Here is a 24,270-nt window from a genome sequence, read left to right on the forward strand (position 1 = left end):
ACGGATGTTACTTATACGCTGCGGAAGGCGTTGGTGATCGGGTAGCGGCGGTCGCGGCCGAAATTGCGGATACCCAGCTTCACGCCGGGCGGCGACTGGCGACGCTTATATTCGGCGATGTAGAGCAGATGCTCGGTCCGGGTGACGACCGCCTTGTCGAAACCGCGCTCGACCAGTTGGGCCACCGACAATTCCTCTTCGACCAGGCCATAGAGGATCGGGTCCAGCACCTCATAGGGCGGCAGGCTGTCCTCATCCTTCTGATTGTCGCGCAGTTCGGCGCTGGGCGGCTTGCTGATGACGCGTTCGGGCATGACCGGGCCGGCGGGGCCGAAGCCTTCGCCGAGCGAGGGCATATGCTCGTTGCGCCAGCGGCAGAGGTCGAACACCGTCGTCTTGTAGGCGTCCTTCAGCACCGAATAGCCGCCGGCCATGTCGCCATAGATGGTGGCATAGCCGACCGACATCTCGCTCTTGTTGCCGGTGGTCAGCAGCATGTGGCCAAACTTGTTGGAGAGGGCCATCAGGGTGAGGCCGCGAATGCGCGACTGGATATTTTCTTCGGTGAGGTCGCGCGCCTTGCCCTCGAACACCGGGGCCAGCATCGTGTCGAAGGCGGCAACGGCTGGTTCGATCGGGATGGTGTCATAGCGGACGCCGAGCAGGCGGGCGCATTCGACTGCGTCATCCAGGCTCTCCTGGCTGGTGAAGCGCGAGGGCATCATCACGCACCAGACCCGGTCGGCGCCCAGCGCATCGACCGCGACGGCTGCGGACAAAGCGGAATCGATGCCGCCCGACAGGCCGAGGACGACGCCGGGGAAACGATTGCGGTTCACATAGTCGCGCAGGCCCAGCACCATCGCATTATAGATGTCGGCCGGGCGCGGATCGAGTTCATGACGCTCGCCGGGCAGGCAGACCCACTGGCCGTCCCATTTCTCCCACTGCGTCAGCACCAGCTTTTCCTCCCAGTCGGGCAGCTGTTGCGCGATGGAGAGGTCGCCGTTCATCACGAAGGAGGCGCCGTCGAACACCAGTTCGTCCTGGCCGCCGACGCGGTTCAAATAGACGAGCGGCAGGCCGGTTTCGCGCACGCGGGTGCCGGCGACGACGTTCAGGCGGCGATCATCCTTGTCGACCTCGAACGGGCTGCCATTGGGGCTGATGAGGATTTCCGCGCCCTCGGCCCGCAGATGGGCGGTGACGAAGGGGAACCAGATATCCTCGCAGATCGGCACGCCGATCTTCACGCCGCGAAACGTGATCGGCGCGGGCAGCGGGCCGGGCGCGAACAGGCGCTTTTCGTCGAACGTGCCGTAATTGGGCAGTTCGCGCTTCTGGCGGATCGCGGTGACGGCGCCATTTTCGATCAGGGCGACGACGTTGAACAGCACGCCCTGCGAGGCGACGACGGTGCCGACCAGCATCGCCGGACCGCCATCGGCGCTTTCCTGCGCCAGCCGGTCGAGATGATAATTGGCCTGGTCGAGCAGCGCGGGCTTGAGCACCAGATCCTCGGGCGGATAGCCGATCAGTTGCAGTTCGGGATAGACGATCAGGTCCGCGCCCTTGGCGCGGGCGCGCCATTCCAGCATGGCGTCGGCATTGGCCCGCGGGTCGCCCATGGTCTGGGTCATCTGGGCGAGCGCGATCACGAGTTTGTCGGTCATGCACCGCGCACTAGTGCATTTTGTCGCAGGGCGCAAAAGCGCCTTTCCACATGGGACATGCGCCGCTAAAGGGGCCGCGTTTCGCGCATCGTCATCAATTCGTCACGCCAATTAGCCTGGGGATTTTCGCCATGAAACTCATGACCGGCAATTCGAACAAGCCGCTCGCGGCCGCCATCGCCGACTATATCGAAATCCCCCTGACCGAGGCCAGCGTCCGTCGCTTTGCCGACGAAGAAGTTTTCGTGGAAATTCATGAGAATGTCCGCGGCGAAGACGTGTTCGTGATCCAGTCGACGGCCTATCCGACCAACGACAATCTGATGGAATTGCTGATCATGATCGATGCGCTCAAGCGCGCGTCGGCCAAGCGAATCACTGCCGTCGTCCCCTATTTCGGCTATGCCCGCCAGGACCGTAAGCCCGGCCCGCGCACGCCGATCAGCGCCAAGCTGGTCGCCAACCTGATCACCACCGCCGGCGCCGACCGCGTCCTCTCGGTCGATCTGCATGCCGGCCAGATCCAGGGCTTTTTCGACATCCCGACCGACAATCTGTTCGGTGCCCCGGTGATGTCGGCCGATATCCAGGCCCGGTTCGGCGACAAGAATATCATGGTCGTGTCGCCCGACGTCGGCGGCGTGGTGCGCGCCCGTGCGCTCGCCAAGCGCCTCGACAACGCCCCGCTCGCCATCGTCGACAAGCGCCGCGAGCGCGCCGGCGAGTCGGAAGTGATGAACATCATCGGCGACGTGAAGGGCCGCTTCTGCATCCTGATCGACGATATCGTCGATTCGGCCGGCACGCTGTGCAACGCCGCCGCCGCCCTGAAGGCACAGGGCGCCGAGGAAGTCGTCGCCTATGTCAGCCATGGCGTGCTGTCGGGCGGCGCGGTCGCCCGCGTCGAGGCGTCGGAACTGCTGGAACTGGTCATCACCGACTCGATCCAGGGCACCGACGCGGTGAACGATGCCAAGCGCATCCGCCACCTGCCGATCGCCCCGCTGCTGGGCGAAGCGATCAAGCGCATCGCGGACGAAAGCTCCGTTTCCAGCCTGTTCGACTAAGACGCGCATGCGCGTCCTGCTGGTTGGGGCCTATGGCTTCATCGGCAGCGGGATTGCGCGCGCGCTGATCGCGGCGGGGCATGAGGTCATCGGCCTGGGCCGGTCCGAACGGACCGCCCGCCGCCTCTTCCCCGCCCTGTCCTGGCATTTCGCCGACCTCAACCACATGACCCAGCCGGCCGACTGGGCCACGGCGCTGCACGGCGTCGACGCCGTGGTCAATGCCAGCGGCGCGTTGCAGAGCGGCGGCGGCGAACGGCTGGAGGCGATCCAGGGCGCCAGCATCGCCGCGCTGATCGACGCCTGCGCCGCGCAGGGCATTGCCCGCTTCATCCAAATTTCCGCGCCCGGCGCCACGGCAAAGGACGCCAGCCCCTTCCTGTCGACCAAGGCGGTGGCCGACGATCATCTGCGCGCGTCCGCGCTGCACTGGGCGATCCTGCGCCCCGGTCTGGTGATCGGCCGCAATGCCTATGGCGGCACGTTGCTGATCCGGGCGCTGGCGGCGATGCCGCTGCGGCTGTTCAGCGTCCATGGCGACAGCCGCATCCAGAGCGTCGCGCTGGACGATGTGGCGCGGGCGGTGCTGCGCTGCCTGGCGCCCGACGCGCTGCGCGCAATCGACATCGATCTGGTCGAGCGTGAGGCATCGACGCTGGACGCCATCATCGTCGCCCATCGCCGTTGGCTGGGGATTGCGCCCGTTCCGCTTATCGCGCTGCCCGGCTGGATCGCCAGGCCGGTCAGCGCGGTCGCCGACCTGATCGGCCATCTGGGCTGGCGATCGCCGCTGCGCAGCACCGCCATGGCCATGATCGCGCGCGACGTGACCGGCGTGCCGGAAGGCGGCGAGGCGCTGCTGGGCCGGCCGCTGCTGACGCTGGACCAGATATTGGCGCGCCACCCATCGGGGCTGCAGGATCGCTCGCAGGCGCGACTGATGCTGCTGATGCCGTGCCTAGTGGCGGCGCTGTCGCTGCTGTTCCTGCTGTCGGGGCTGGTCGGCCTCGCCCGGCTGGACGCGGTGGCCGGCGAATTGCAGGGGACGCCGGTCGCAGGCGTCGCCATGGCGCTGAGCATCGCCGGCAGCGTCGCCGACCTACTGCTGGGCGCGGCAATCCTGGTGCGGCGTTGGGCGCAGCGCGCGGCGCTGGGCATGGCTGGACTGACTGCCGCCTATCTGGTCATGGGCAGCTGGGTGCGGCCGGACATGTGGGTCGATCCGCTGGCGCCGCTGGCCAAGGCACTGGTGGTGATGATCGCCGCGCTGATCACCCATATACTGCTGGAGGAACGATGAGCGATGTCCTGATCCTGGCGCTGCGCTGGGCCCATGTGCTGGGCGCCTGCGTACTGATCGGCACCGGGGCGGGCATCGCCTTCTTCATGCTGATGGCACACCGCACCGGCGACGCGCGGGTGATCGCGGCGGTCGCACGGATCGTGGTGATCGCCGACATGCTCTTCACCGCCAGCGCAGTGGTGGTGCAGCCGATTACCGGGCTGGCGCTGGCCCACGGGCTCGGCTGGCCGCTCGACACGCCCTGGCTGCTGCTGTCGGTTGCGCTCTATCTGCTGATCGGCGCCTTCTGGCTGCCGGTGCTGTGGATGCAGGCGCGGATGCGCGACCTGGCGGCAGCCGCCGTCGCCGGCGGTGATTCGCTACCATCCGCCTATCATCGACTTTTCCGCTGGTGGTTCGCCTTCGGCTTTCCCGCCTTTGGCGCGATCCTGGCGATCGTCTGGCTGATGCTGGCGCGCCCGGCGCTTTAATGCGTCGGGAACAGGATGATCGGCAGGGCGAAGACGAGGGCCAGGCCGGAAACGATGCGCTGGCCGCGCGAGACGCCCAGCGGCAGTTCGCGCCACACCATTGGGCAGGCGAGCAGGGCGAAGACGACGAGGATGTTGGAGATCGCCACCGATCCGCCGATCGGCATGTCCTGCCGCAGCGCGAGGCCCGCGAACAGGCAGATGAAGCTCAAGATCCAGCCAACCAGCGCCATGACGCCCCCCTTTCCCCTGGAAGGCTAGAACGGCACGGTTTCCAAAAGCTTAATCGGCGTCCTCGGGGATAGGCTCCCAGGGATCATAGCTGCCGAAGCTCCACACATTCCCCTCGGGATCGAGCGCGGTATAGCCGCGCCCCGGATAGCCCGGATTGTCATGCGGCTCGTCCACCACCACCGCGCCTTCGTTGCGGGCATGGAGGCAATGGGCGTCGACATCGGGCACGACCATGTAGACGCAGGCGGTGATGCCGCCGAGGTCGCGGACCGTCGACCAGGTGTAGAGCGACTCGCCCTCCATATCCTTGACGCTGCCCAGCATCACCATGCCCTCGCCCAGCACCAACTGGGCATGATGGATGATGCTGTTGTCGAGATCGTCGGGATAGACGGCATGCCGCTCGAAGCCGAAGGCGGCGCACAGGAAATCGATGGCGGCGGGCGCATCGGCATAGCGCAGGCACGGGATGACGGGTGAACCGGGCATCTTTCCTCTCTCCTTCGGTGAATCAGGATGGCGCAGTCTAGCTTAGCGCGCGCCGACCGGCTAGGCGAAGGGGCATGACGACCCGCGATGACCTGGCCCTCGCCAACCGCCTTGCCGACGCCGCCGGCGCCGCCATCCGCCCCTTTTTCCGCGCGCGCTACGATCTGGAGATCAAGGCCGACAAGTCGCCGGTGACGGAGGCCGACCGGGCCGCCGAAGCCGCGATCCGCGCGATCCTGGAAAAGGAACGGCCAGATGACGGCATCATCGGCGAGGAATATGGATCGGTCCGCACCGATGCCGAGCGGGTGTGGATTCTCGATCCGATCGACGGCACGCGCAGCTTCATCGCCGGGCGGCCGATCTTCGGCACGTTGATCGCGCTGACGCAGGCGGGCTGGCCGACGATCGGCATCATCGACCAGCCGATCGCGCAGGAACGCTGGGCCGGGATGAGTGGTCAGCCCACCACCTTCAACGGCAAGCCGGTGCGCACCCGCGCCTGCAAGGCGCTGGAGGGCGCAGGGATAGCTACCACCAGCCCGCATCTGTTCGCCGAGGGCGACGTGCCCCATTATATGGCGCTGGTCGGCGCCGTGTCGGGCGGATCGCCGCGCCAGGGGCCGGTCTATGGCGGCGATTGCTATAATTACGGCCTGCTGGCGTCGGGCTTCCTCGACATCGTCATCGAATCCGGGCTGCAAAGCTATGACTTCGCCGCTTTGGTGCCGGTGGTCGAGGGCGCGGGCGGCCTGATGTGCGACTGGAACGGCGAACCGCTGACCGCCGACAGCGAAGGCCATGTGCTGGCGCTGGGCGATCCGGCACGGCTGGAGGATGTGCTGGAAGCGATCCATGGCGCGGGTGATGGGCATGACCATGGGCATCATCACGATCATTGAGTGTGGTGTTGGGTAGTCTGCTAGCAACCAAAATCAGACGGTCCATCATTGTTGAACTGTCAAGAATAGCTGACGTTACAGGTATTGCTCAGCGCCACATTTGGGGCAGCGATCCAGAACGCTGTATCTTTGCCGACTTTTGATCTTTTTGAAGTCGGATAGCGCGATGGCCTCCTCCCGATACAACAAGCTCTTGCAATTAACGCATCGCAATTGAGCAATGTAAGCACCCATGCAAGCCCATGCGATAACCATCAAGGTTGTCGCGATAATCAGGTAATCGGATTCGACACCCCAAATGTAAAGAAATATGATCAAGACGATCGGAGCGAAACTATGCCGTGCAAGCACGAGCGCGCATTCGACGAGAGGGCGATTGTTTTTCAGAACAACGTCTCTTGGACAAGAAAATGACCCACCGCTCTTCTGAGGAACAATGCCTAAAAACAAGGCTTTTCGTTCAAAACCGAACCGCCCCCTAATCACCCCTTTTCGTCATTCCCGCGAAAGCGGGAACCCATCTCTAACGGCCTCACCCAAATGGAAGGTGCGGGAGATGGATCCCCGCCTTCGCGGGGATGACGGCGAACGAGACATTCGTCCGCCCCTAATCCCCCGACAACGCATCCCTAACGGCCGCGTCGTAGAGGGCGCGATTGTCTTCGTCGAAGCAGACGAAGAGGATCTGGTCGAAGGCATCGGGGTCGCGACGCAGCGCTTCCGCCACGGCGCGGGCGGCGACCTTGGCGGCTTGCGCCTTGGGATAGCCATAGACGCCGGTCGAGATCGCCGGGAAGGCGACCGTGCGCAGGCCATGGTGGCGGGCGAGCGACAGGCTGTGGCTATAGCAACTGGCGAGCAGGTCGCGCTCGCCCTGATTGCCGCCCTGCCAGACCGGGCCGACGGTGTGGATGACGTAGCGGGCCGGCAGTCGATAGCCGCGCGTGATCCGCGCCTCCCCGGTCGGGCAGCAGCCGATGCCCCGGCATTCCTCCAGCAGGTCAGGCCCGGCGGCGCGGTGGATCGCGCCATCCACGCCGCCGCCGCCGAGCAGGCTGTTATTGGCGGCGTTGACGATCGCGTCGACCGCGCAACGGGTGATGTCGCCCGTCACCACGTCCCAGCGCGTCGTCCCGACCATCATCGCATCAATCCCTGATCGGCCCGCCGATCGACCAGACATGGCCGAAGGGGTCGGTGAGCTGGCCGTAGCGGGCGCCCCAGAACTGGTTGTCGATCGGGAAGCGGATCGCCGCGCCGGCGGCCAGCGCGCGATCCCACCAGCGGTCGGCATCGTCCACTTCCAGATGCAGCGTGACCGCGGCCGGCTTTTCCGCCGGGGCACCGCCGCACATTTCGGGAAAATGATCGTTCAGCATCAGCCCGCCATCATTGACCGTCAGATGGGCGTGCATGATCCGCGTGCCATCCTCCTCCAGATGGCGGCTCTGTTCGGTCGCGCCGAACGCAGTCGTGTAGAAGGCGATGGCGTCGGCGGCCTTGCCGTCGGCGATGGTCAGATGGGGCGTGACCCCCGGCAGGACGAACGGCGTGTCGCTCATGATCCTCTCCTTCGCACCGACCCATAGGCCGAGTCGGCTGGGCCGGAGGATAGGCCCGACGCACGCCGTTCAGAAGATGCCGAGGAATTTCTTGTCCTGCGCCTTCTTCTCGGCCTTGCTGCCCTTGCCCGCTTCATCCTTCGCGGTGGTGCCGCGGCCGACATCGTCGCGCGGCTTGCCGCCACGGGTGCGCTGGGCTGCGGCATCGGCGCCGGCCAGCACCGGGCCGCAGGCCGCTGCCTTGGCATCGCCGACATCGACAAAGGCCAGTGTCGCGGCGATCGGCGTGGCAACGATGCCCAGCGCCGCCGCTGCGCCGCCGCGCGCGATCAGGTCCGGGCTGATGACGTTGATCGACGGCCGGGCGAAATAGCCGCCAATGCCGACCGGCGACTGGCCGGAGAAGAGGCTGATCTTCTTGCCGTCGGCGCGGAAGGCGAGATCGAGGCTTTCATTCCTGAACGAGAAGCCGCCCCGGCCGATCATCACATTCTTGCGCGTGTCGATCAGGATCGGGTCGGCCGCCGCCACGCCGTCGCGCACGGTGAAGGCAATGAGGCCGCAATTGATCTGCACCGGATCCTTCAGCTTCTTTTCGAACATCTTGGTGATGAAGGTGCCGACATCGATTTCGGAAAGCTGGACATTGCGCGCCCACATGCTGCCCGCCGGCAGGATGACGGCAATGCGGCCATTGGCGGTGGCGAGCGAATCATGGACGGTATCGCCCAGCCCCGTCATCTGCATCCGCCCCTTGACCATGCCGGTCGTGCCCGATTGCTCGACGCCCCATCGGGCGAGCAGCATACCCATCGGCGTGGGCGCCAGGCGGACGTCATAGCTCGTGCGCACCGGCTGGTTGCGGGCGTTGATCTCTATGTCCGACGCGACATGACCGCCCGCCATGTCGAAGGTCAAAGGCGAGAGGGTCAGCAGGCTATGGTCGAGCTTCACCGTCACGGCGGCGTTGGCGATCGGCACGTTGGGCGCGCGGATCGTCTTCACGCTGTAGCGGACATTGGCGTCGAAATTGCGGATCGCCTCGATCCGCAGCGGCGCGTCGGGCAGCAGGCGCGGCGTTCCCTGCACGGTCGTGATCGCGCCCGCCCCGCCCTGCGCATCCAGAATTTGCGGATCATAGCCGATGAAGGGGCCGACATCGATGATGTCGAGCCGCTGCGTCGCCAGATCGGCGTCGAGCAGCAGGCGGTTGTTGGGCAGCGACACAGTGAAGCGCCCGGCAAGGTCGGAGGCGCCGAACCGGCCCTTGAGATGCGTGAAGCGCCACTCCTCGCCCGCCTTGGTCAGGGCCGAGGTGAAGCGATACTGGCGGGTGCCGGGAATGGCGACGCCCAGGAAATCGAACAAATGGCTGAGATTGGGGCCTTGCGCCACGACGCGCAGGTCGCTGCCCTCCAGCTCGGTCGCACCGGGCAGCGTGCCGGCGACCTCCAGCACGGTCGCGCCCGCCTGTGCTCGCAGCGCCAGGCTGTTCTTGCCGCCGGTGACGGTGGCGTTGGGCGACAGCAGGCCGCCCTTGAGGGTAAAGGGCTTGCCGCGCATCGTGCCGGTGCCGGACAGGCGGACATCGCTGGCAAAACGGGTGTCCTGCGCCTTCACCGTTTCGAAGCCGATATCGGTCGACAGCATCAGCACCGGATCGCGATAGCGCATCGTCGTGCCGGCGAGCAGCGCGCGGCGGACGAGCGGCAATGTCATCGGCTCGCCCTTCCGGTCGGGGTCGCCCAGCGTCCAGGTATTATGCTGCCGATCGCGCGACCATTCGAGGTCGGCGGCGGCACCCCGCAGTTCCAGCCATGGGATGCGATATCTGCTGCCGAAGATCAGGCTCAAGGGCGCGATCCGTGCATCGATCAGGTCGGCGCGCAGCAGGTCGGGCCGGCTGGCCCAGGGCAGGTTGGCGATGCGCATGTCTTCCGCCCGGAACTTGATCGCGATCGGCGCGAAATAGAGCTGGAAGTCGCCGCCGACCTGCACCTGCCGCTCCAGCCGGGCGGACAGGATGCGCTCGAACGGCCCTTTCAGGAACCGCCCCTTGGTGACGAAGAGGATCAGCCACAGGGCAAGGATGATGCCGACGATCCATAGCAGGATGCGGGCCGGCAGCGGCAGACGGCGCCAGCGGTCGCGCGCGCGGCGCAGATGCACAGCCGCGCCGCCCGGTTGGGCGGTTAAGGGCGCGTCATGCGGCACAGGTTCGACATCGGCCATGGCGGGGTCAACGCGGGCATGCCGCCTTTGGGTCCGAATCGCTTGCTTTTGCGGGCGCGGCCGACTATGGGCCGCCCTTCGCGATATTCAGTGAGACCGCCCGGCTAACTAGGGCTGCCGTGGCTGTCTGTAATCGTCGCGCCAAACAAGGAGACGAAAATGCCCAAGCTCAAGACCAAGAGCGGTGTGAAGAAGCGCTTCAAGTTCACCGCTTCCGGCAAGGTCAAGCACGGCGTCGCTGGCAAGCGTCACCGCCTGATCTCGCACAACGCCAAGTATATTCGCCAGAACCGTGGCACTTCCGTGCTGTCCGATGCCGACGTGGCTCACGTCCGCCTCTGGGCACCCTACGGCCTGAAGTAAGGAGTAGAGGACAATGGCACGCGTAAAACGTGGTGTAACCACCAAGGCGAAGCATAAGAGGATTTTGGTTCAGGCGAAGGGCTATTATGGCCGTCGCAAGAACACGATCCGCGTCGCTCGCCAGGCTGTCGAAAAGGCCGGCCAGTACGCTTATCGCGACCGCAAGGTCAAGAAGCGCACCTTCCGTGGCCTGTGGATCCAGCGCATCAACGCGGGTGTCCGCGCTGAAGGCCTGACCTATTCGCAGTTCATGCACGGCCTGAAGCTGGCCGGCGTCGAGCTGGACCGCAAGGTCCTGGCCGACATCGCGATGCACGAAGGCGAGGCGTTCAGCGCCATCATCGCCCAGGCCAAGGCTGCGCTGCCCGCAGCCTGAAGCTGATCGATCGCAAGATCGTCAAAAGGGGCGCCGGGGCAGATGCCTTCGGCGCCCTTTTTGTTTTTCCTCGACCTCCGTTCGTTTCGAGCGTGTCGAGAAATGCCCGCACTGCGCTTGCCGCTTCTCGACTTCGCTCAAAGCGAACGGTGAAGGGAGCGCCTTGGAGAAGTGATCCCATGTCGCTGCATCTCTGGTGGTTATATGTCACGGCGGTCTTCCTGATCTCGGCCACGCCGGGTCCCAACATGCTGCATGTGATGACGCAGAGCATCGCCCATGGGCCGCGCAAGGCGCTGGTGACGATGGCGGGGCTGATGAGCGCCGTGCTGCTGTGCCTGATCGCGTCGGCGCTGGGCCTTGGCGCGCTGCTGAAAGCCTCGCCGCGCCTGTTCGACATATTGCGCTATGCCGGCGTCGCCTATCTCATCTGGCTGGGGATCAAGGCCTGGCGCGCGCCGGTCGGTAATGCGGACGGCGGCGATGCCGGCCCGGTCCGCTCCGCCCGCGCGCTTTATGCGACCGGCCTGCTGACCGGCCTGTCCAACCCCAAGCTCATCATCTTCGCCGCCGCGCTCTTCCCCCAGTTCATCGACCTCGCCCGCCCCTTCTGGCTGCAGCTGGCGATCCTGATCGCCAGTTTCGTGGTGATCGAGAGCTTCTGGTATTGCGTCTATGCGCTCGGCGGCCTGCGCCTCGCCCGCTGGCTGGCGCCTGCCAACCGGCAGAAGCTGTTCAACCGCGGCACGGGCCTGATGTTCATCGGCTTTGGCGGCGCGCTGCTGGGGGCTAGAGCTTAAAGCTAAGTCATTCCTGCGAAAGCGGGAATCCATCTCCAGGCGGGGCCGATGCAACGCGAGCTCGATCCGACAGTCTACATATTGGCGAGCCATAAAAATGGCACACTCTACGTCGGTGTCACATCAAACCTCGTGCAACGCCTGTATCAGCACCGTTCTGGCTTGATCGAAGGCTTCACCAGCGACTACGGGGTCAAGCGACTGGTCTGGTTCGAATGCGGCGCATCCATGGAGGAAGCGATCCGGCGCGAGAAGCAGATCAAGAAGTGGAACAGGCAATGGAAGATCGACCTGATCGAACGGAGCAATCCCGATTGGCGCGATCTGGCTATCGATTTGGGCTTTGAGCCATTGGACAGTCGGCGCATCGATTGAGCGTCAGGATGATTGGTTAGCGCGGGAGATGGATTCCCGCCTTCGCGGGAATGACGAATGATATGACCGAAATTAGCGCACTGAAAGCCGGCCTGATCGCCGACATCGAGGCTGCCGACACGCTGGACGCGCTGGAAGGGCTGCGCGTGGGCGCGCTGGGCAAGAATGGGGTCGTCACCGGCCTGCTCAAGACGCTGGGCGGCATGTCGCCCGAGGAGCGTCTGGAGAAGGGCCCGCCGATCCAGGATCTGCGCGAAAGCGTGACCGCCGCGATCGCCGACCGCAAGGCCGCGCTGGAGCAGGCCGCGCTCGACGCCCGCCTCGCCTCGGAAAAGGTCGACATGACCCTGCCCGCCGATCTGGGGCCGCAGGGCAGCGTCCATGCCGTCAGCCAGGTGATGGACGAGCTGGCGGAAATCTTCGCCGACCTCGGCTTCTCGGTCGCGACGGGTCCGGAGATCGAGGACGACTGGCATAATTTCACCGCGCTCAATATCCCGGAGACGCACCCGGCACGCGCGATGCACGACACCTTCTACTTCCCGGACGAGGAAGGGCAGAAGAAGATGCTGCTGCGCACCCATACCTCGCCGGTGCAGATCCGCACGATGATGACGCAGGAGCCGCCGATCCGCATCATCGCGCCCGGCCGCGTCTATCGCAGCGACTCCGACGCGACCCACACGCCGATGTTCCATCAGATCGAGGGTCTGGTGATCGACAAGGGCATCACGCTTGGTCATCTGAAGTGGACGCTGGAGACCTTCCTCAAGGCCTTTTTCGAGCGCGAGGATATCGTCCTGCGCCTGCGCCCGAGCTATTTCCCCTTCACCGAGCCGTCGGTCGAAGTCGACGTGGGCTACACGCTGACCAATGGCCAGCGCGTCATCGGCGGCGACGGCGATGCACCCGGCGGCGGCTGGCTGGAAGTGCTGGGCAGCGGCATGGTCAACCGCCGCGTGATCGAGGCCTGCGGGCTTGATCCCGACGAATGGCAGGGCTTTGCCTTCGGCACCGGCGTCGATCGGCTCGCCATGCTGAAATATGGCATGAACGACCTGCGCGCCTTCTTCGACGGCGATCTGCGCTGGCTGAAACATTATGGATTCTCGGCACTCGACGTGCCCACGCTGTCGGGAGGAGTCGGCGCATGAAGTTCACCCTGAGCTGGCTCAAGACGCACCTCAAGACCGATGCCGACCTGGCCACCATCCTCAAGACGCTGAACGCCATCGGGCTGGAAGTCGAGGATGTGGAGAACCCGGCGGAGAAGCTGGGCGCGTTCAAGATCGCCAAGATCCTGACCGCCGAGCGTCATCCGCAGGCCGACAAGCTGCAGGTGCTGAGCGTCGACCATGGCGACGGCAATCCGTTGCAGGTCGTGTGCGGCGCGCCCAATGCCCGTGCCGGCCTGATCGGCGTGTTCGGCGTCGAGGGCGCGGTGGTGCCGGTCAACGGCATGGTGCTCAAGAAGACCGCCATTCGCGGCGTCGAATCCAACGGCATGATGTGCTCCACCCGCGAACTGGAGCTGGGCGACGACCATGACGGCATCATCGAACTGGCCGGCGACGCGCCGGTGGGTGAGGTCTATGCCAATTGGGCCGGCCTCAACGATCCGGTCATCGACGTGTCGATCACGCCGAACCGTCAGGACTGCATGGGCGTGCGCGGCATCGCCCGCGATCTGGCGGCGGCGGGCCTCGGCACGCTCAACGCCATCATCGTGCCGGAGATTGCCGGCGTGGGTCCGGGACCGGACGTGCGCACCGACGATGTGGACGGCTGCCCCGCCTTCTTCGCCCGCTCGGTCAAGGGCGTGACCAACGGCGCCTCGCCCGAATGGATGGCGCGTCGGCTCAAGGCGATCGGCCAGAAGCCGATCAGCGCGCTGGTGGACATCACCAACTACATCATGATCGACCTCGGCCGGCCGCTGCATGTCTATGACATGGCGACGCTCAAGGGCGGTCTGGTTGCGCGCAAGGGCAAGGCCGGCGAGGAAGTGCTAGCCCTGAACGGCAAGACCTATGCCATCGACGAGACGATGACCGTGATCGCCGACGACGAAGCCGTGCATGACATTGGCGGCATCATGGGCGGCGAACATTCGGGCGCGCAGGACGGCACCACCGACGTGCTGATCGAATGCGCCTATTTCACGCCGGAGCGGATCGCGGTGACCGGCCAGAAGCTGGCGCTGACCTCAGATGCGCGCGGCCGGTTCGAGCGTGGCGTCGATCCCGCCTTCCTGGACGATGGCCTGTCGATCGCCACCAGCCTGGTCATGACCCTGTGCGGCGGCACCGCATCGGAAGCGACCCGCGCCGGCACTCCGCCCGCGACGCCCAGGACGGTCGCCTATGCGCCCGACCAGTGCCTGGCGCTGGCCGGCGTCGATGTACCGCATGATGTGCAGAAGCGCATTCTGGAAAGCCTGGGCTTCGGCGTCAGCGGCGAAGTCGGCGGCATCGAATATCAGGATGGCGTGCCGGTGAGCGTGCCGGGCCACTGGAGCATCAGCGTGCCGACCTGGCGCCGCGACGTCGATGGCTGGCCCGACATTGTCGAGGAAGTGGTGCGCATCGTCGGTCTGGATCATGTGCCGTCCACCCCGTTGCCGCGTGTGCCGGGCGTCGCCCGCCCGACCGCCACGGCCGAGCAGCTGGTCGAGCGCCGCGTGCGCCGCACCGCCGCCGCCCGCGGCCTCGCCGAAGCGATCAACTGGTCCTTCATTTCCGAGAAGGAAGCCGCAAGCGTTGGCGGTGGCGACTGGACGCTGGCCAATCCGATTTCGGAAGAGCTGAAGGTCATGCGGCCCTCGCTGTTGCCCGGCCTGCTGTCGGCGACCAAGCGCAATGTCGATCGCAGCGCGACGTCGATCCGGCTGTTTGAACTGGGCCGGCGCTATTTCAAGCAGGGCGAGCGCGCCACGGTCGGCTTCGTGCTGGCCGGCGAGAAGACGGCGCGCAGCTGGCAGAGCGGCAAGGCCCAGCCCTTCGACGCGTTCGACGCCAAGGGCGAAGTGATCGCGCTGCTGGCGGCGGCCGGCGCGCCGGTCGGCAATCTGCAGAGCATGGGCGAGGCATCGGCGGCCTATCATCCCGGCCAGTCGGGCACGCTGCGCCTTGGCCCCAAGGTGGTGCTGGCCGAATATGGCGTGCTGCACCCGAGCCTGGCCAAGCAGTTCGGCCTGTCGGGCACCGTGGTCGCAGGCGAGATCTTCCTCGATGCCATTCCCGCCAAGCGCAAGAGCGGCTTCATGCGCGCGCCTTACGCCCCGCCGGCCCTGCAGGCGGTGAAGCGCGACTTCGCCTTCCTGGTGCCCGAAGCCGTCGAGGCCGATGCGCTGGTGCGCGCGGTCAAGGGCGCGGACAAGAAGGCAATCGTCGACGCGCGCCTGTTCGACGTCTTCACCGGCCCCGGCGTGGATGAAGGCCACAAGTCGCTGGCGGTGGAGATCACGCTGCAGCCGGGCGAGAAGAGCTTCGCCCAGGAAGAGCTGGACGCGATCAGCGCGGCGGTGGTCAAGGCCGCCCAGAAGCTGGGCGCGAGCCTGCGCGGCTAAGACAGGAAAGGCCGGCGATGGACGGGAAGGCTGAACGATTTCAGGCCCGCCTCGCCGGCCTCTTCTACATCGGCACCATTGGCTGCGGCATGTTTGCCGAAGCGGTGGTGCGCGCGGCCCTGATCGTGCCGGGCAACGGGCGCGAGACGATGCGCAACATCGCCGACTATCCCTGGCTCTATCGCGCCGGCGGGGCGAGCGATGTCGCCATGCTCTGCTGCTATCTGGCGGTGACCGCCCTGCTCTATGGCCTGTTAGCGCCGACCGGGCGGGTGCTGGCGCGCACCGCCGCCCTGTTCAGCCTGACCGGCATTGCCGTGCTGGCGGGCAACAGCCTGCTCCATCTGCTGCCGCTTGCGCTGATCGATGGTGCGCCGCATCCCGGCATCCCGATGGCGGAGGTGCAGTCGCTGGTGCGGATCAGCCTCAGCCTCCACAATGATCTCTACGGCATCAGCCTGATCTTCTTCGGCATCTATTGCCTGCTAATCGGATGGCTGGCGATCCGATCACGCCGATTGCCGGTGGCAGTCGGTGCGCTGCTGATGGCGGGCGGCGCGGTCCATCTGGTCGCGCGCAGCCTGGCGCTGCTGTCGCCAGCAATCGGCGAGGCGATCCCCGGCCAGCTCGATTTCGTGCCTTTGCTGGGCGAAGGCGCTTTCGCCATCTGGCTGCTGCTGTTCGGGGCGCCGCGCCCGGCGGCGCCGGAGGTCAGCCCGTAATCTTGCAGCCCTTGGCCGATGCCATGCCGCGCAGATAACCACGCCGGGCGAGACCGGCGGCGATGGCGGCGCGCAGGCGACGTTCCGCCGGGGCGGCGCCGCTGATTTCCCGCACCACGCCGCGAAAGGGGATCAGCGAATTGACCAGCGACTTGCCCACACCCTCGGCGATCTTGCTGGTGCGATCCTCATTGGCTTCGCGGCCGATGGTGAAATCGGGACCAAGCACCTTGTTGAGCGCCGCCATGTCGCCATTCAGCGCCTTGCAGGTCTTGCCCGATGGCGCGGCATAGGGATTTTCCTCGGCCGCGACGAGGATCGGCGGCACCTGCGTCTTTTCGATGCCGACATCGCGGGCCGGCTGGGACGCGATTTCGCCCGCCTTGTCGAGCGTGTCGTCCCTCTTCTTGCCCTGTTCCTGGGCGAGCGCCGACGTGCCGAGCAGCAACAGGATCGTGGCGGTCGATACGGCAATTTTCATCATTGGTCCTCCCGCTGGCTCAACCCGCCAGCCCCCATGTCGGTTCCGCAACGTAACGATTGCGCGGCGGGCGAGACAGTCGGGATTTGCCGCATCGGACCTTGGGATAGAGCCTGATTCACGTCATCTGTGGAAGCCCAAGGCGCTTCCACAGATGACGATCCGGCTCTATGCCGCTGGGCAAACAGGAGTGTTTCGCCATGAACGACCGCATCGCCATCGCCTCCGGCAATCTGTCCGCCAGCATATCGCCGCTGGGCGCCGAACTCTGGTCGCTGACCGACGCGCAGGGGCGCGAGCTGATGACCGATGCCGACCCGCAATGGTGGACCGGCCATGCCCCCCTGCTCTTCCCGTTCGTCGGCCGATCGCGCGGCGACGTCTATCGGCTGAACGATGTCGACTATCCGATCGGCCAGCATGGCTTTGCCCGGACCAGCCCCTTCACCCTGGTCCATCGCAACGAGGAAGCCGCCCTGTTCCGGCTGGAGGCGGACCGGGATACGCGCACCGTCTATCCGTTCGATTTTCGGCTCGACATGGGGTTCGTGCTGGAGGGGCCGAGCCTGCGCATGACGGCGACCGTCATGAACCGGGGCGAGACGGCGATGCCCTTCTGCTTTGGCTATCACCCCGCCTTCGCCTGGCCGCTGCCCTATGGCGGCCGCGTCGAGGACCACCGCATCCTGTTCGAGCAGGCCGAACCCGCGCCGATCCGCAAGGTCGGCAGCGAGCCGGGGCTGATCGCGCTGGAGAGCGTGCCCTCCCCGGTCGAGGGCAAGGAACTGGCGCCGACCCATGCCATGTTCGCCGGCGATGCCCTCATCTGGGACGATCTCGCCAGCCGGTCGCTGAGCTGGGGCGTACCCGGCAGGCCGCACCTGAAGATCGATTTCCCCGATACACCCTGGCTCGGCCTGTGGCAGAAGCCGGGCGCTCATTATCTGTGCGTCGAACCCTGGGCCGGCATGGCCGACCCGGTCGGCTTCACCGGCGATGTCTGGGACAAGCAGGGTGTCATGACCCTGCTGCCGGGTGATAGCCGATCCTTCCGCATGGACGTGACGCTGGTCGACGTGTAACGGGCTTTCCCAAGTTCCGTTCAGGCTGAGCGAAGTCGAAGCCCTCCACTGAGCGCAGCGAAGTGCCTCGCCTCCGCTCGGCAAGGCCCTTCGACTTCGCTCAGGGCGAACGGGTTATTTAACTCGGACCCCAGAAAACAGCATCATGAGCATCCCATCCCGCCGCACCTTCGCGATCATTTCCCACCCGGACGCCGGTAAGACCACGCTGACCGAAAAGCTGCTGCTGGAAGGCGGCGCGATCCATCTGGCCGGCGAGGTCAAGGCGCGCGGCGCAAACCGGCGCGCCCGGTCGGACTGGATGAAGATCGAGCAGCAGCGCGGCATCTCCGTCACATCCTCGGTCATGACGTTCGAGCGGACCCGCGATGGCGAGACCATCACCTTCAACCTGCTCGACACGCCAGGCCACGAGGATTTCAGCGAGGATACCTATCGCACGCTGACCGCCGTGGACTCGGCGGTGATGGTGATCGACGCGGCCAAGGGCATCGAGCCGCAGACGCGCAAGCTGTTCGAGGTCTGCCGCCTGCGCAACGTGCCGATCATCACCTTCGTCAACAAGGTTGATCGCGAGGGCCGCGAACTGTTCGGCCTGCTGGATGAAGTCGCCGACCAGTTGCAGCTCGACGTCTGCCCGATGAGCTGGCCGGTCGGCATGGGCGGCGAGTTCGAGGGTATCTACGACTTCGCCACCAACCGGCTGATGCAGCCGGTCGGCCCGTCCAAGGAATTTGACGGCACCCGTCACCAGTTCAGCGGTCTGGATGATCCCAAGCTCGCCGATTATCTGTCCGAGCGGGGCCTGGAAAAGCTGCGCGAGGAGGCCGAGCTGGCCCAGGGCGGCTATGCCGAGTTCGACCTGGAACGCTATCGCCATGGCGACCTGACCCCGGTCTATTTCGGATCGGCGTTGAAGCTGTTCGGCGTGACCGAGCTGATCGACGCGCTGTCGGCGCATGCGCCGCCGCCGCGCGCCCAGCCGGCCGAGCCGGCCCCGGTCGAGCCCGAGGGCAGCGAAGTCACCGGCTTCATCTTCAAGGTGCAGGCGAACATGGACCCGATGCACCGCGACCGCATCGCCTTCATGCGGCTGGTGTCGGGCAAGTTCCGCCGCGGCATGAAGCTGACCCCGTCGGGCAGCGGCAAGGCGCTGGCCGTCCATTCGCCGATCCTGTTCTTCGCGCAGGACCGCGAGCTGGCGGACGAGGCCTTCCCCGGCGACATCATCGGCATCCCCAACCATGGCGCGCTGCGCGTGGGCGACACGCTGAGCGAGAAGCCGGGCCTGCGCTTTACCGGCCTGCCCAATTTCGCGCCGGAAATCCTGCGCCGCGTGCAGCTGAAAGACCCGACCAAGACCAAGCAGCTGCGCAAGGCGCTGGACGACCTGTCCGAAGAGGGCGTGATCCAGGTCTTCTATCCCGAAATCGGCAGCAACTGGATCGTCGGTGTCGTCGGCCAGCTGCAGCTGGAAGTGCTGATCAGCCGGCTGGAGGCCGAATATAAGGTCGCGGCGGTGCTGGAGCCGTCGCCGTTCGACACCGCCCGCTGGATCAGCGGCGACGATCAGGCGATCAAGGATCTGGTCGCCTATAATGGCGCCAACATGGCCAAGGACCGCGACGGTAATCTGGTGTTCATGGCGCGCAGTGCCTGGGACATCGGCTATCAGCAGGAACGCCATCCCAAGGTGAAGTTCAGCGCCACCAAGGAGCGCTAAGCCGACAGCGAAAGTGACAGGGCAGCGCCCTGTCACTTCATGGGTCAGGCCGTAACCCAATCCTTGCGCAGCGCCTTGCCGGCGAGCGCCATGAACAGGCCCGCCAGCAGGTAGAAGCCGAGCGCAGCGACGATGGCGTAGCGCAGCGCTTCATTGCCATAGGTCGGGGTCAGCGCATCGGACAGGGCGCCGACGCTCCAGCTGCCAAGGCCGAGGCCGACGAGATTGTTGATGAGCAGGAAGGTCGCCGAGGCGCTGGCGCGCATATGCGGCGGCACCAGATGCTGCACGGCGGTCAGCACCGGGCCGAGCCAGACATAGACCAAGGCCTGCGGGATCAGGAACAGGGCGAAGGCGAAGGATACGCTGGATGACAGCACGCCGACCACGAACAAGGGCATGCCGATCACATAGCTGATCGCCGGCACCCAGGCGAACCAGGCCTTGTCGCGATTGCCCATGGCGTCGCCCAGGAAGCCGCCGAGCAGCACGCCCGCGACCCCGCCCAGCAGCAGCAGCCCGCCCAGGAACTGGCCCGCGCCCAGCAGGTCGAGGCCGAAGCTGCGCATCAACAGGCTGGGCAGCCAGAAGGCGACGCCATAGCCGCACATCGAGCTGCACGCGGCGCCCAATGCCAGAAACCAGAAGCTGCGTTTGGCCGCGAGAATGCCGAACACGGCGCTGACCGGGACGGGCGTGCCCGACTGCACCGGGCGGGCGGGTTCGCGCACCACCAGCCGGAAGAGCGGTGCGATGAGGATGCCCATGATGCCGACCGCGATGAAGGCCGTGCGCCATTCGACGGTCTGGGCGATATAGCCGCCCAGCAGCACGCCGCCGGCCGAACCCAGCGGAATACCCAGCGAATAGATGGAGAGGGCGCGGGCGCGCTGATGCTGCGGGAAATAGTCGGAGATGACCGCATAGGAGGGGGCGACGCCGCCCGCCTCCCCCACGCCGACGCCGATGCGGAACAGGAACATCTGCATGAAATTGCCGGCCATGCCGCACAGCGCGGTAAAGCCGCTCCAGATGGCAAGGCTGACGGTGATGACCCAGGTGCGGCTGGTCCGGTCGGCCAGCAGCGCCAGCGGGATCGCCAGCGTCGAATAGAGCAGCGCGAAGGCGATGCCGCCCAGCGCGCCGAGCTGGGTATCGGTCAGCCCCAGCTCCGCCTTGATCGGCCCGGCGAGGATGCCCAGGATCTGCCGGTCGAGGAAGTTGAAGGTATAGACCAGCAGCAGCATCGCCAGCACGACGCCACGATAGGCGGGGGAAGAGGTTCGGTCGGTCATAGGCGGCTACCCATCTCCGTTCAGTTCGAGCTTGTCGAGCACCGTTGCGCAGGGGTTCTCGACAAGCTCGAACCGAACGGATGGGAAACGCAGCTTAGAACTTGACCGAACCGGTCACGAACACCTGGCGCGGGTTGCCGTAGAAGGCGGTGAGCGTGCCTTCCTTGCCCAGCGAGGGGGTGGGATAGCCGGCCGCATTGTTGATGATCGCGCCAGTCACCGGATTGGCCGCGACGAAGGTATAGCCCGAGGTCTTATATTCCTTGTCGAGCAGATTCTTGCCATGGACGCCGATGCTCCAGCGATCGCTGGGCGCGGTATAGACTAGGCTTGCATCCCAAAGCGCATAGCCCTTCTGGTCGATATAGGGGTTGGGGATTTCGAACTGGTAGGTCTTGGAGCGCCAGGAGACGGTGCTGCCGAAATAGAGGCTGCCATCCCCCACCGGGACATTATAGCTGAGCGTGCCGCTGGCGGTCCATTTCGGCGTGTTCTGCACCCGGCGATAATCGGCGACATCGGTCGGCACGCTGGCAATATTGGCGATATATTCGCGATAATCGGCATCGATGAAGCCGATCGCGGTCTGCAGGTTCAGACGATCGCCGCCGCTGAAGATATCGCGGCCAAGACGCGCATTGCTTTCGAACTCCAGCCCCTTGAAGCGCGCCTTGCCGGCATTCGACACGACACCGCAGAAGGAGGGCGTGGGCACGCCGCCGACATTGACGGTGCAGGCGACCGAACCGGGGATCTGCACATCCTTGTAGTCGGCATAGAAGCCGGCGACCGCGACATAGAGGGCGCCGTCCATCAGATTGCCCTTGTAGCCGACTTCATAGCTGTCGACCTGTTCGGGCGCGAAGCTGAGGAAGGAGGCAATTTCGCTGTCCTGGCGGATGCCGTCGCCATTAAGGTCGGGCGCGTTGGTGCCGACCCCGCGCGGGTCGAAGCCGCCGCCCTTGAAGCCCTTGGAATAGCTGGCATAGATATTGTGATCGGCGGTCGGCTTGTAGCTGACCGAGAAGCGCGGCGTGAACTTCTTAAACTCGCGCTCGCCACGGAAATTGGTGCTGGGCGCACCGAAGGGAATGCCCGCCCCGTCGAACACGGGCGAGCCGCCGCCCAGATAGCTTTGCCGCAGGATATTGGCCCGGCGCGTGTCCCAGGTATAGCGGCCACCGGCCGACAGGCTGAGCTGATCGGTCAGGTCGAAGCTCATGTCGCCGAACACGGCATAGGTTTCGGTATCGACATTGGCCTGGGTGAAGGCGGTCAGCCCCGCCACGGTGGTGAAGATGCGGGTATCGAACTGGGTGTCGGCGCTGGCATCAAGATAATAGAAGCCGACCATGCCGTGCAGCCGGCCCTTGTCATAGAGAAGCTGGAATTCCTGGCTGAGCTGTTCGTTCTTGTAATAGGCCGGCACGTCGACATCGACGGCGGGCAGCGCGTCGAAGTCGATCGGGGAGGCGCTGTCATCCTTGCGCCAGGCGCTGATCGAGCGCAGCGTCACCGCATCATTGAGTTCGGCCGTCAGGTTCATCGACAGGCCGTAGGACTTCACATATTGCTTGGGATCGACCAGCCCGCCGCGGGTGTCGAACACATCGTCCAGCACCGGCGCGCCCGATGCCTGGCCCGGAATCAGGCGGTGGCCGCCACGCGGGTTGCTGTTGTCCTTGGTATAGTCGCCGGTGATGCGCATCAGTACCGGCGCGCCATAGCCGCCCATTTCGAAGGTGGCGCGGCCGGCCCAGATATCCTTGTTATAATTGTCCTGCCCGGTGGTGAAATTCTTGCCGAAGCCGCCGCGCGACAGGCGGGCAAAGGCACCACCGACGCGCATCAGGTCGCCGATCGGCGCCGACACGCTGATGATGCCATCGGCCTGATCATAGCTGCCATAAGTGCCCTTGAGCTTGAGCGAAAAGTCCTGCGGCAGCATCTTCGTGACATATTTGACCGCGCCGCCGATCGTGTTGCGGCCATAGAGCGTGCCCTGCGGCCCACGCAGCACCTCGATCCGTTCCACGTCATAAATGTCGAGCAGCGCGCCCTGCGGCCGGTTGAGATAGACATCGTCGAGATAGATGCCGACGCCCTGTTCGAAGCCGGAAACCGGATCCTGCTGGCCGACACCGCGGATGAAGGCGGTCAGCGTCGAATTGGTGCCGCGCGACGCCTCCAGCGTGGTGTTGGGGGTGACATTGGCGAGGTCACTGATGTCGATCGCCCCGCCCCGTTCCAGATCAGCGCCAGAGAAGGCGCTGACCGCGATCGGAACCGACACCAGCGTTTCCTCACGACGGCGGGCAGTGACGATAATGCCGGCCTCTTCGGTGTCGGCGACGGGCGCCGACGCGTCCTGCGCGAAGGCGGGGAATGCCATCGCGCCGGTCCAGGCGGCGGATGCGAGGGCAAAGGCACGAATGCTGTGATGGGCCTTCATCGGCGTTTCCTCTCCTGAAGCGGCCCCCGGTCATCCGGGTAGCCAATCTGCTTGCCCTTTGAATAATGAAAGTTGAACCAGCTTTCAACTTCAAATATGAGGGACGGCGAACAAGGCCACCAGACGTCCTCAAATCATTGAAAAGGCGCGTATTGGCAGGCAGAGGGAGAGAGCATGACCGATCCGGCTTCCCCACGGGATGAGAGACGCGATGACAAGGCGCCACGCACCGCGCGGGGCGAACGCACGCTTCGCGCGCTGCTGTCGGCGGCGGCCGAGGAGTTTGGCGAAAAGGGATTTCACGACGGGTCGATCAGCGGCATCACCCGCCGGGCGGGCTGTGCGCTGGGCAGTTTCTACACCTATTTCGACAGCAAGGACGACATTTTCCGCGCGCTGGTCAACGACATGTCGGGCCAGGTGCGCGACTATGTCTCGCCCCGCATCGCCGATGCGCGCAACGGGATCGAGGCGGAGCGGATCGGCCTGCTGAGCTTTCTGGAGTTCGCCCGCGCCCACAAGGAAATCTACCGCATCATCGACGAGGCCGAGTTCGTCGACCAGGCCGCCTATCGCGCCCATTATGAGAATACCGCCACCCGCATGGCCGCGCGCCTGAAAAAGGCCGCGCAGCAGGGCGACGTGCGCGCGGACGTGGAAGAGGTCCATGCCTGGGCGATCATGGGGATGAATGTGTTCCTGGGGCTGCGCTATGGCGTGTGGGACGACAGCCGCCCCGCGCAGGAGATTGCCGACATCGCCAACGCGTTGATCGAGAAGGGGATCGGCAAGCGCGCTTGAGGGTTGCACCGCTGCCGCCTATCGGGACAAGCACCGATGGTCGCGCCCTGCCCCTGCTGATAGGGCCGGGCGTCAGGCCCCAAAGCAAAAGGCGGACAGGCGATGCGCACACTCCATAAACAGACATTCCTTCTGGCATCGATCCTGCTGGTCAGCGGCTGTGCAACCACCGCCACGTCGCCCTCGGCCCGCGCCCCGGTGCCGCCGACCACGATCGAGGCGGTCGGGCAGTTGACCAAGGCCATCCCCTTCCCGCGCGGCTATCTGGATCCCGCCGCCCTGCCCAACAGCCTGACTCCC

General features: G+C 65.5%; 23 protein-coding genes and 1 pseudogene. 15 read left to right on the forward strand and 9 right to left on the reverse strand.

Annotated features, from left to right (window positions below):
- Nucleotides 1–11 precede the first annotated feature (11 nt).
- Nucleotides 12–1,673 (reverse strand): NAD+ synthase, encoded by a 1,662-nt coding sequence (locus BRX37_RS18260; protein ID WP_125988622.1) that lies wholly within the window; start codon nt 1,671–1,673, stop codon nt 12–14.
- 131 nt (nt 1,674–1,804) lie between these two features.
- Between BRX37_RS18260 and BRX37_RS18265 the strand changes: the two genes are divergently transcribed.
- From BRX37_RS18265 to BRX37_RS18275, 3 genes are read left to right on the forward strand one after another with little or no spacing between them, the layout of a single operon-like run.
- The gene (locus BRX37_RS18265; RefSeq protein ID WP_010338670.1) at nt 1,805–2,740 is read left to right on the forward strand and encodes a ribose-phosphate pyrophosphokinase; all 936 of its coding nucleotides are present in this window, start codon (nt 1,805–1,807) and stop codon (nt 2,738–2,740) included.
- Between the two features lie 7 nt (nt 2,741–2,747).
- Nucleotides 2,748–4,040, forward strand: a complete 1,293-nt coding sequence (locus tag BRX37_RS18270) for an SDR family oxidoreductase (RefSeq protein WP_164522484.1) — start codon at nt 2,748–2,750, stop codon at nt 4,038–4,040.
- The gene (locus BRX37_RS18275; protein WP_048938148.1) at nt 4,037–4,513 is read left to right on the forward strand and encodes a DUF2269 family protein; all 477 of its coding nucleotides are present in this window, start codon (nt 4,037–4,039) and stop codon (nt 4,511–4,513) included. Before BRX37_RS18270 ends, BRX37_RS18275 begins: the two co-directional genes overlap by 4 nt.
- Here the strand turns inward: BRX37_RS18275 and BRX37_RS18280 are convergent.
- Complete coding sequence (locus BRX37_RS18280) at nt 4,510–4,746, reverse strand: hypothetical protein (protein WP_037509997.1); 237 nt, start codon at nt 4,744–4,746, stop codon at nt 4,510–4,512. The two genes, BRX37_RS18275 and BRX37_RS18280, sit on opposite strands and share 4 nt — an antisense overlap.
- A 49-nt stretch (nt 4,747–4,795) precedes the next feature.
- Entirely contained in the window at nt 4,796–5,236 is a 441-nt protein-coding gene (locus tag BRX37_RS18285) for a VOC family protein (protein ID WP_125988626.1), read from the reverse strand.
- Between the two features lie 74 nt (nt 5,237–5,310).
- Between BRX37_RS18285 and hisN the strand changes: the two genes are divergently transcribed.
- Complete coding sequence (hisN, locus tag BRX37_RS18290; protein ID WP_125988628.1) at nt 5,311–6,138, forward strand: histidinol-phosphatase; 828 nt, start codon at nt 5,311–5,313, stop codon at nt 6,136–6,138.
- Between the two features lie 607 nt (nt 6,139–6,745).
- Here the strand turns inward: hisN and BRX37_RS18295 are convergent.
- From BRX37_RS18295 to BRX37_RS18305, 3 genes are all read right to left on the reverse strand, one after another.
- Nucleotides 6,746–7,282, reverse strand: a complete 537-nt coding sequence (locus tag BRX37_RS18295; RefSeq protein WP_125988630.1) for an O-acetyl-ADP-ribose deacetylase — start codon at nt 7,280–7,282, stop codon at nt 6,746–6,748.
- A 4-nt stretch (nt 7,283–7,286) separates the two neighbouring features.
- The gene (locus BRX37_RS18300; protein WP_125988632.1) at nt 7,287–7,700 is read right to left on the reverse strand and encodes a VOC family protein; all 414 of its coding nucleotides are present in this window, start codon (nt 7,698–7,700) and stop codon (nt 7,287–7,289) included.
- Nucleotides 7,701–7,769: 69 nt separating this feature from the next.
- Complete coding sequence (locus BRX37_RS18305) at nt 7,770–9,932, reverse strand: AsmA family protein (RefSeq protein ID WP_125988634.1); 2,163 nt, start codon at nt 9,930–9,932, stop codon at nt 7,770–7,772.
- A gap of 159 nt (nt 9,933–10,091) precedes the next feature.
- On the opposite strand from BRX37_RS18305, the gene rpmI reads away from it, so the two are divergent.
- The 7 genes from rpmI (at nt 10,092) to BRX37_RS18340 (ending at nt 16,136) form a co-directional block, all read left to right on the forward strand.
- Nucleotides 10,092–10,295, forward strand: coding sequence for a 50S ribosomal protein L35 (gene rpmI, locus BRX37_RS18310; protein ID WP_004208916.1), 204 nt, complete (start codon nt 10,092–10,094; stop codon nt 10,293–10,295).
- Nucleotides 10,296–10,308: 13 nt separating this feature from the next.
- On the forward strand, nt 10,309–10,671 hold the full coding sequence (gene rplT / locus BRX37_RS18315; RefSeq protein WP_004208917.1) for a 50S ribosomal protein L20: 363 nt from the start codon (nt 10,309–10,311) through the stop codon (nt 10,669–10,671).
- 179 nt (nt 10,672–10,850) lie between these two features.
- Complete coding sequence (locus BRX37_RS18320) at nt 10,851–11,471, forward strand: LysE family translocator (RefSeq protein ID WP_125988636.1); 621 nt, start codon at nt 10,851–10,853, stop codon at nt 11,469–11,471.
- A gap of 48 nt (nt 11,472–11,519) precedes the next feature.
- Nucleotides 11,520–11,846, forward strand: coding sequence for a GIY-YIG nuclease family protein (locus BRX37_RS18325; RefSeq protein WP_097384759.1), 327 nt, complete (start codon nt 11,520–11,522; stop codon nt 11,844–11,846).
- A 62-nt stretch (nt 11,847–11,908) separates the two neighbouring features.
- Complete coding sequence (pheS, locus tag BRX37_RS18330; RefSeq protein WP_004208920.1) at nt 11,909–13,000, forward strand: phenylalanine--tRNA ligase subunit alpha; 1,092 nt, start codon at nt 11,909–11,911, stop codon at nt 12,998–13,000.
- The gene (gene pheT / locus BRX37_RS18335; protein ID WP_125988638.1) at nt 12,997–15,414 is read left to right on the forward strand and encodes a phenylalanine--tRNA ligase subunit beta; all 2,418 of its coding nucleotides are present in this window, start codon (nt 12,997–12,999) and stop codon (nt 15,412–15,414) included. The genes pheS and pheT overlap by 4 nt, the downstream gene beginning before the upstream one ends.
- 17 nt (nt 15,415–15,431) lie before the next feature.
- A complete protein-coding gene (locus BRX37_RS18340) occupies nt 15,432–16,136 on the forward strand; it encodes a DUF4386 domain-containing protein (protein WP_125988640.1) in 705 nt (234 codons plus the stop codon).
- Here BRX37_RS18340 and BRX37_RS18345 read toward each other — a convergent pair.
- Nucleotides 16,126–16,620: a hypothetical protein gene (locus BRX37_RS18345; protein WP_004208924.1), complete on the reverse strand. Its 495-nt coding sequence runs from the start codon at nt 16,618–16,620 to the stop codon at nt 16,126–16,128. The two genes, BRX37_RS18340 and BRX37_RS18345, sit on opposite strands and share 11 nt — an antisense overlap.
- Before the next feature lie 197 nt (nt 16,621–16,817).
- Here BRX37_RS18345 and BRX37_RS18350 point away from each other — a divergent pair, with 197 nt between their 5' ends.
- Together BRX37_RS18350 and BRX37_RS18355 are read left to right on the forward strand one after the other, a co-directional pair.
- On the forward strand, nt 16,818–17,699 hold the full coding sequence (locus BRX37_RS18350) for an aldose 1-epimerase family protein (protein WP_125988642.1): 882 nt from the start codon (nt 16,818–16,820) through the stop codon (nt 17,697–17,699).
- Between the two features lie 145 nt (nt 17,700–17,844).
- Nucleotides 17,845–19,422, forward strand: coding sequence for a peptide chain release factor 3 (locus BRX37_RS18355; RefSeq protein WP_125988644.1), 1,578 nt, complete (start codon nt 17,845–17,847; stop codon nt 19,420–19,422).
- A gap of 44 nt (nt 19,423–19,466) precedes the next feature.
- Here BRX37_RS18355 and BRX37_RS18360 read toward each other — a convergent pair whose 3' ends face one another.
- On the reverse strand, nt 19,467–20,717 hold the full coding sequence (locus BRX37_RS18360; protein WP_037509978.1) for a spinster family MFS transporter: 1,251 nt from the start codon (nt 20,715–20,717) through the stop codon (nt 19,467–19,469).
- A gap of 94 nt (nt 20,718–20,811) precedes the next feature.
- Complete coding sequence (locus BRX37_RS18365; RefSeq protein ID WP_125988646.1) at nt 20,812–23,169, reverse strand: TonB-dependent receptor; 2,358 nt, start codon at nt 23,167–23,169, stop codon at nt 20,812–20,814.
- 174 nt (nt 23,170–23,343) lie between these two features.
- Between BRX37_RS18365 and BRX37_RS18370 the strand changes: the two genes are divergently transcribed.
- Complete coding sequence (locus BRX37_RS18370; RefSeq protein ID WP_125988648.1) at nt 23,344–23,970, forward strand: TetR/AcrR family transcriptional regulator; 627 nt, start codon at nt 23,344–23,346, stop codon at nt 23,968–23,970.
- Between the two features lie 102 nt (nt 23,971–24,072).
- Nucleotides 24,073–24,270: pseudogene (locus BRX37_RS18375) on the forward strand (acid phosphatase); the annotation flags it as partial.

Source organism: Sphingomonas sp. S-NIH.Pt3_0716 (assembly GCF_003950715.1).
GTDB classification, from domain to species: Bacteria; Pseudomonadota; Alphaproteobacteria; order Sphingomonadales; family Sphingomonadaceae; genus Sphingobium; species Sphingobium yanoikuyae_A.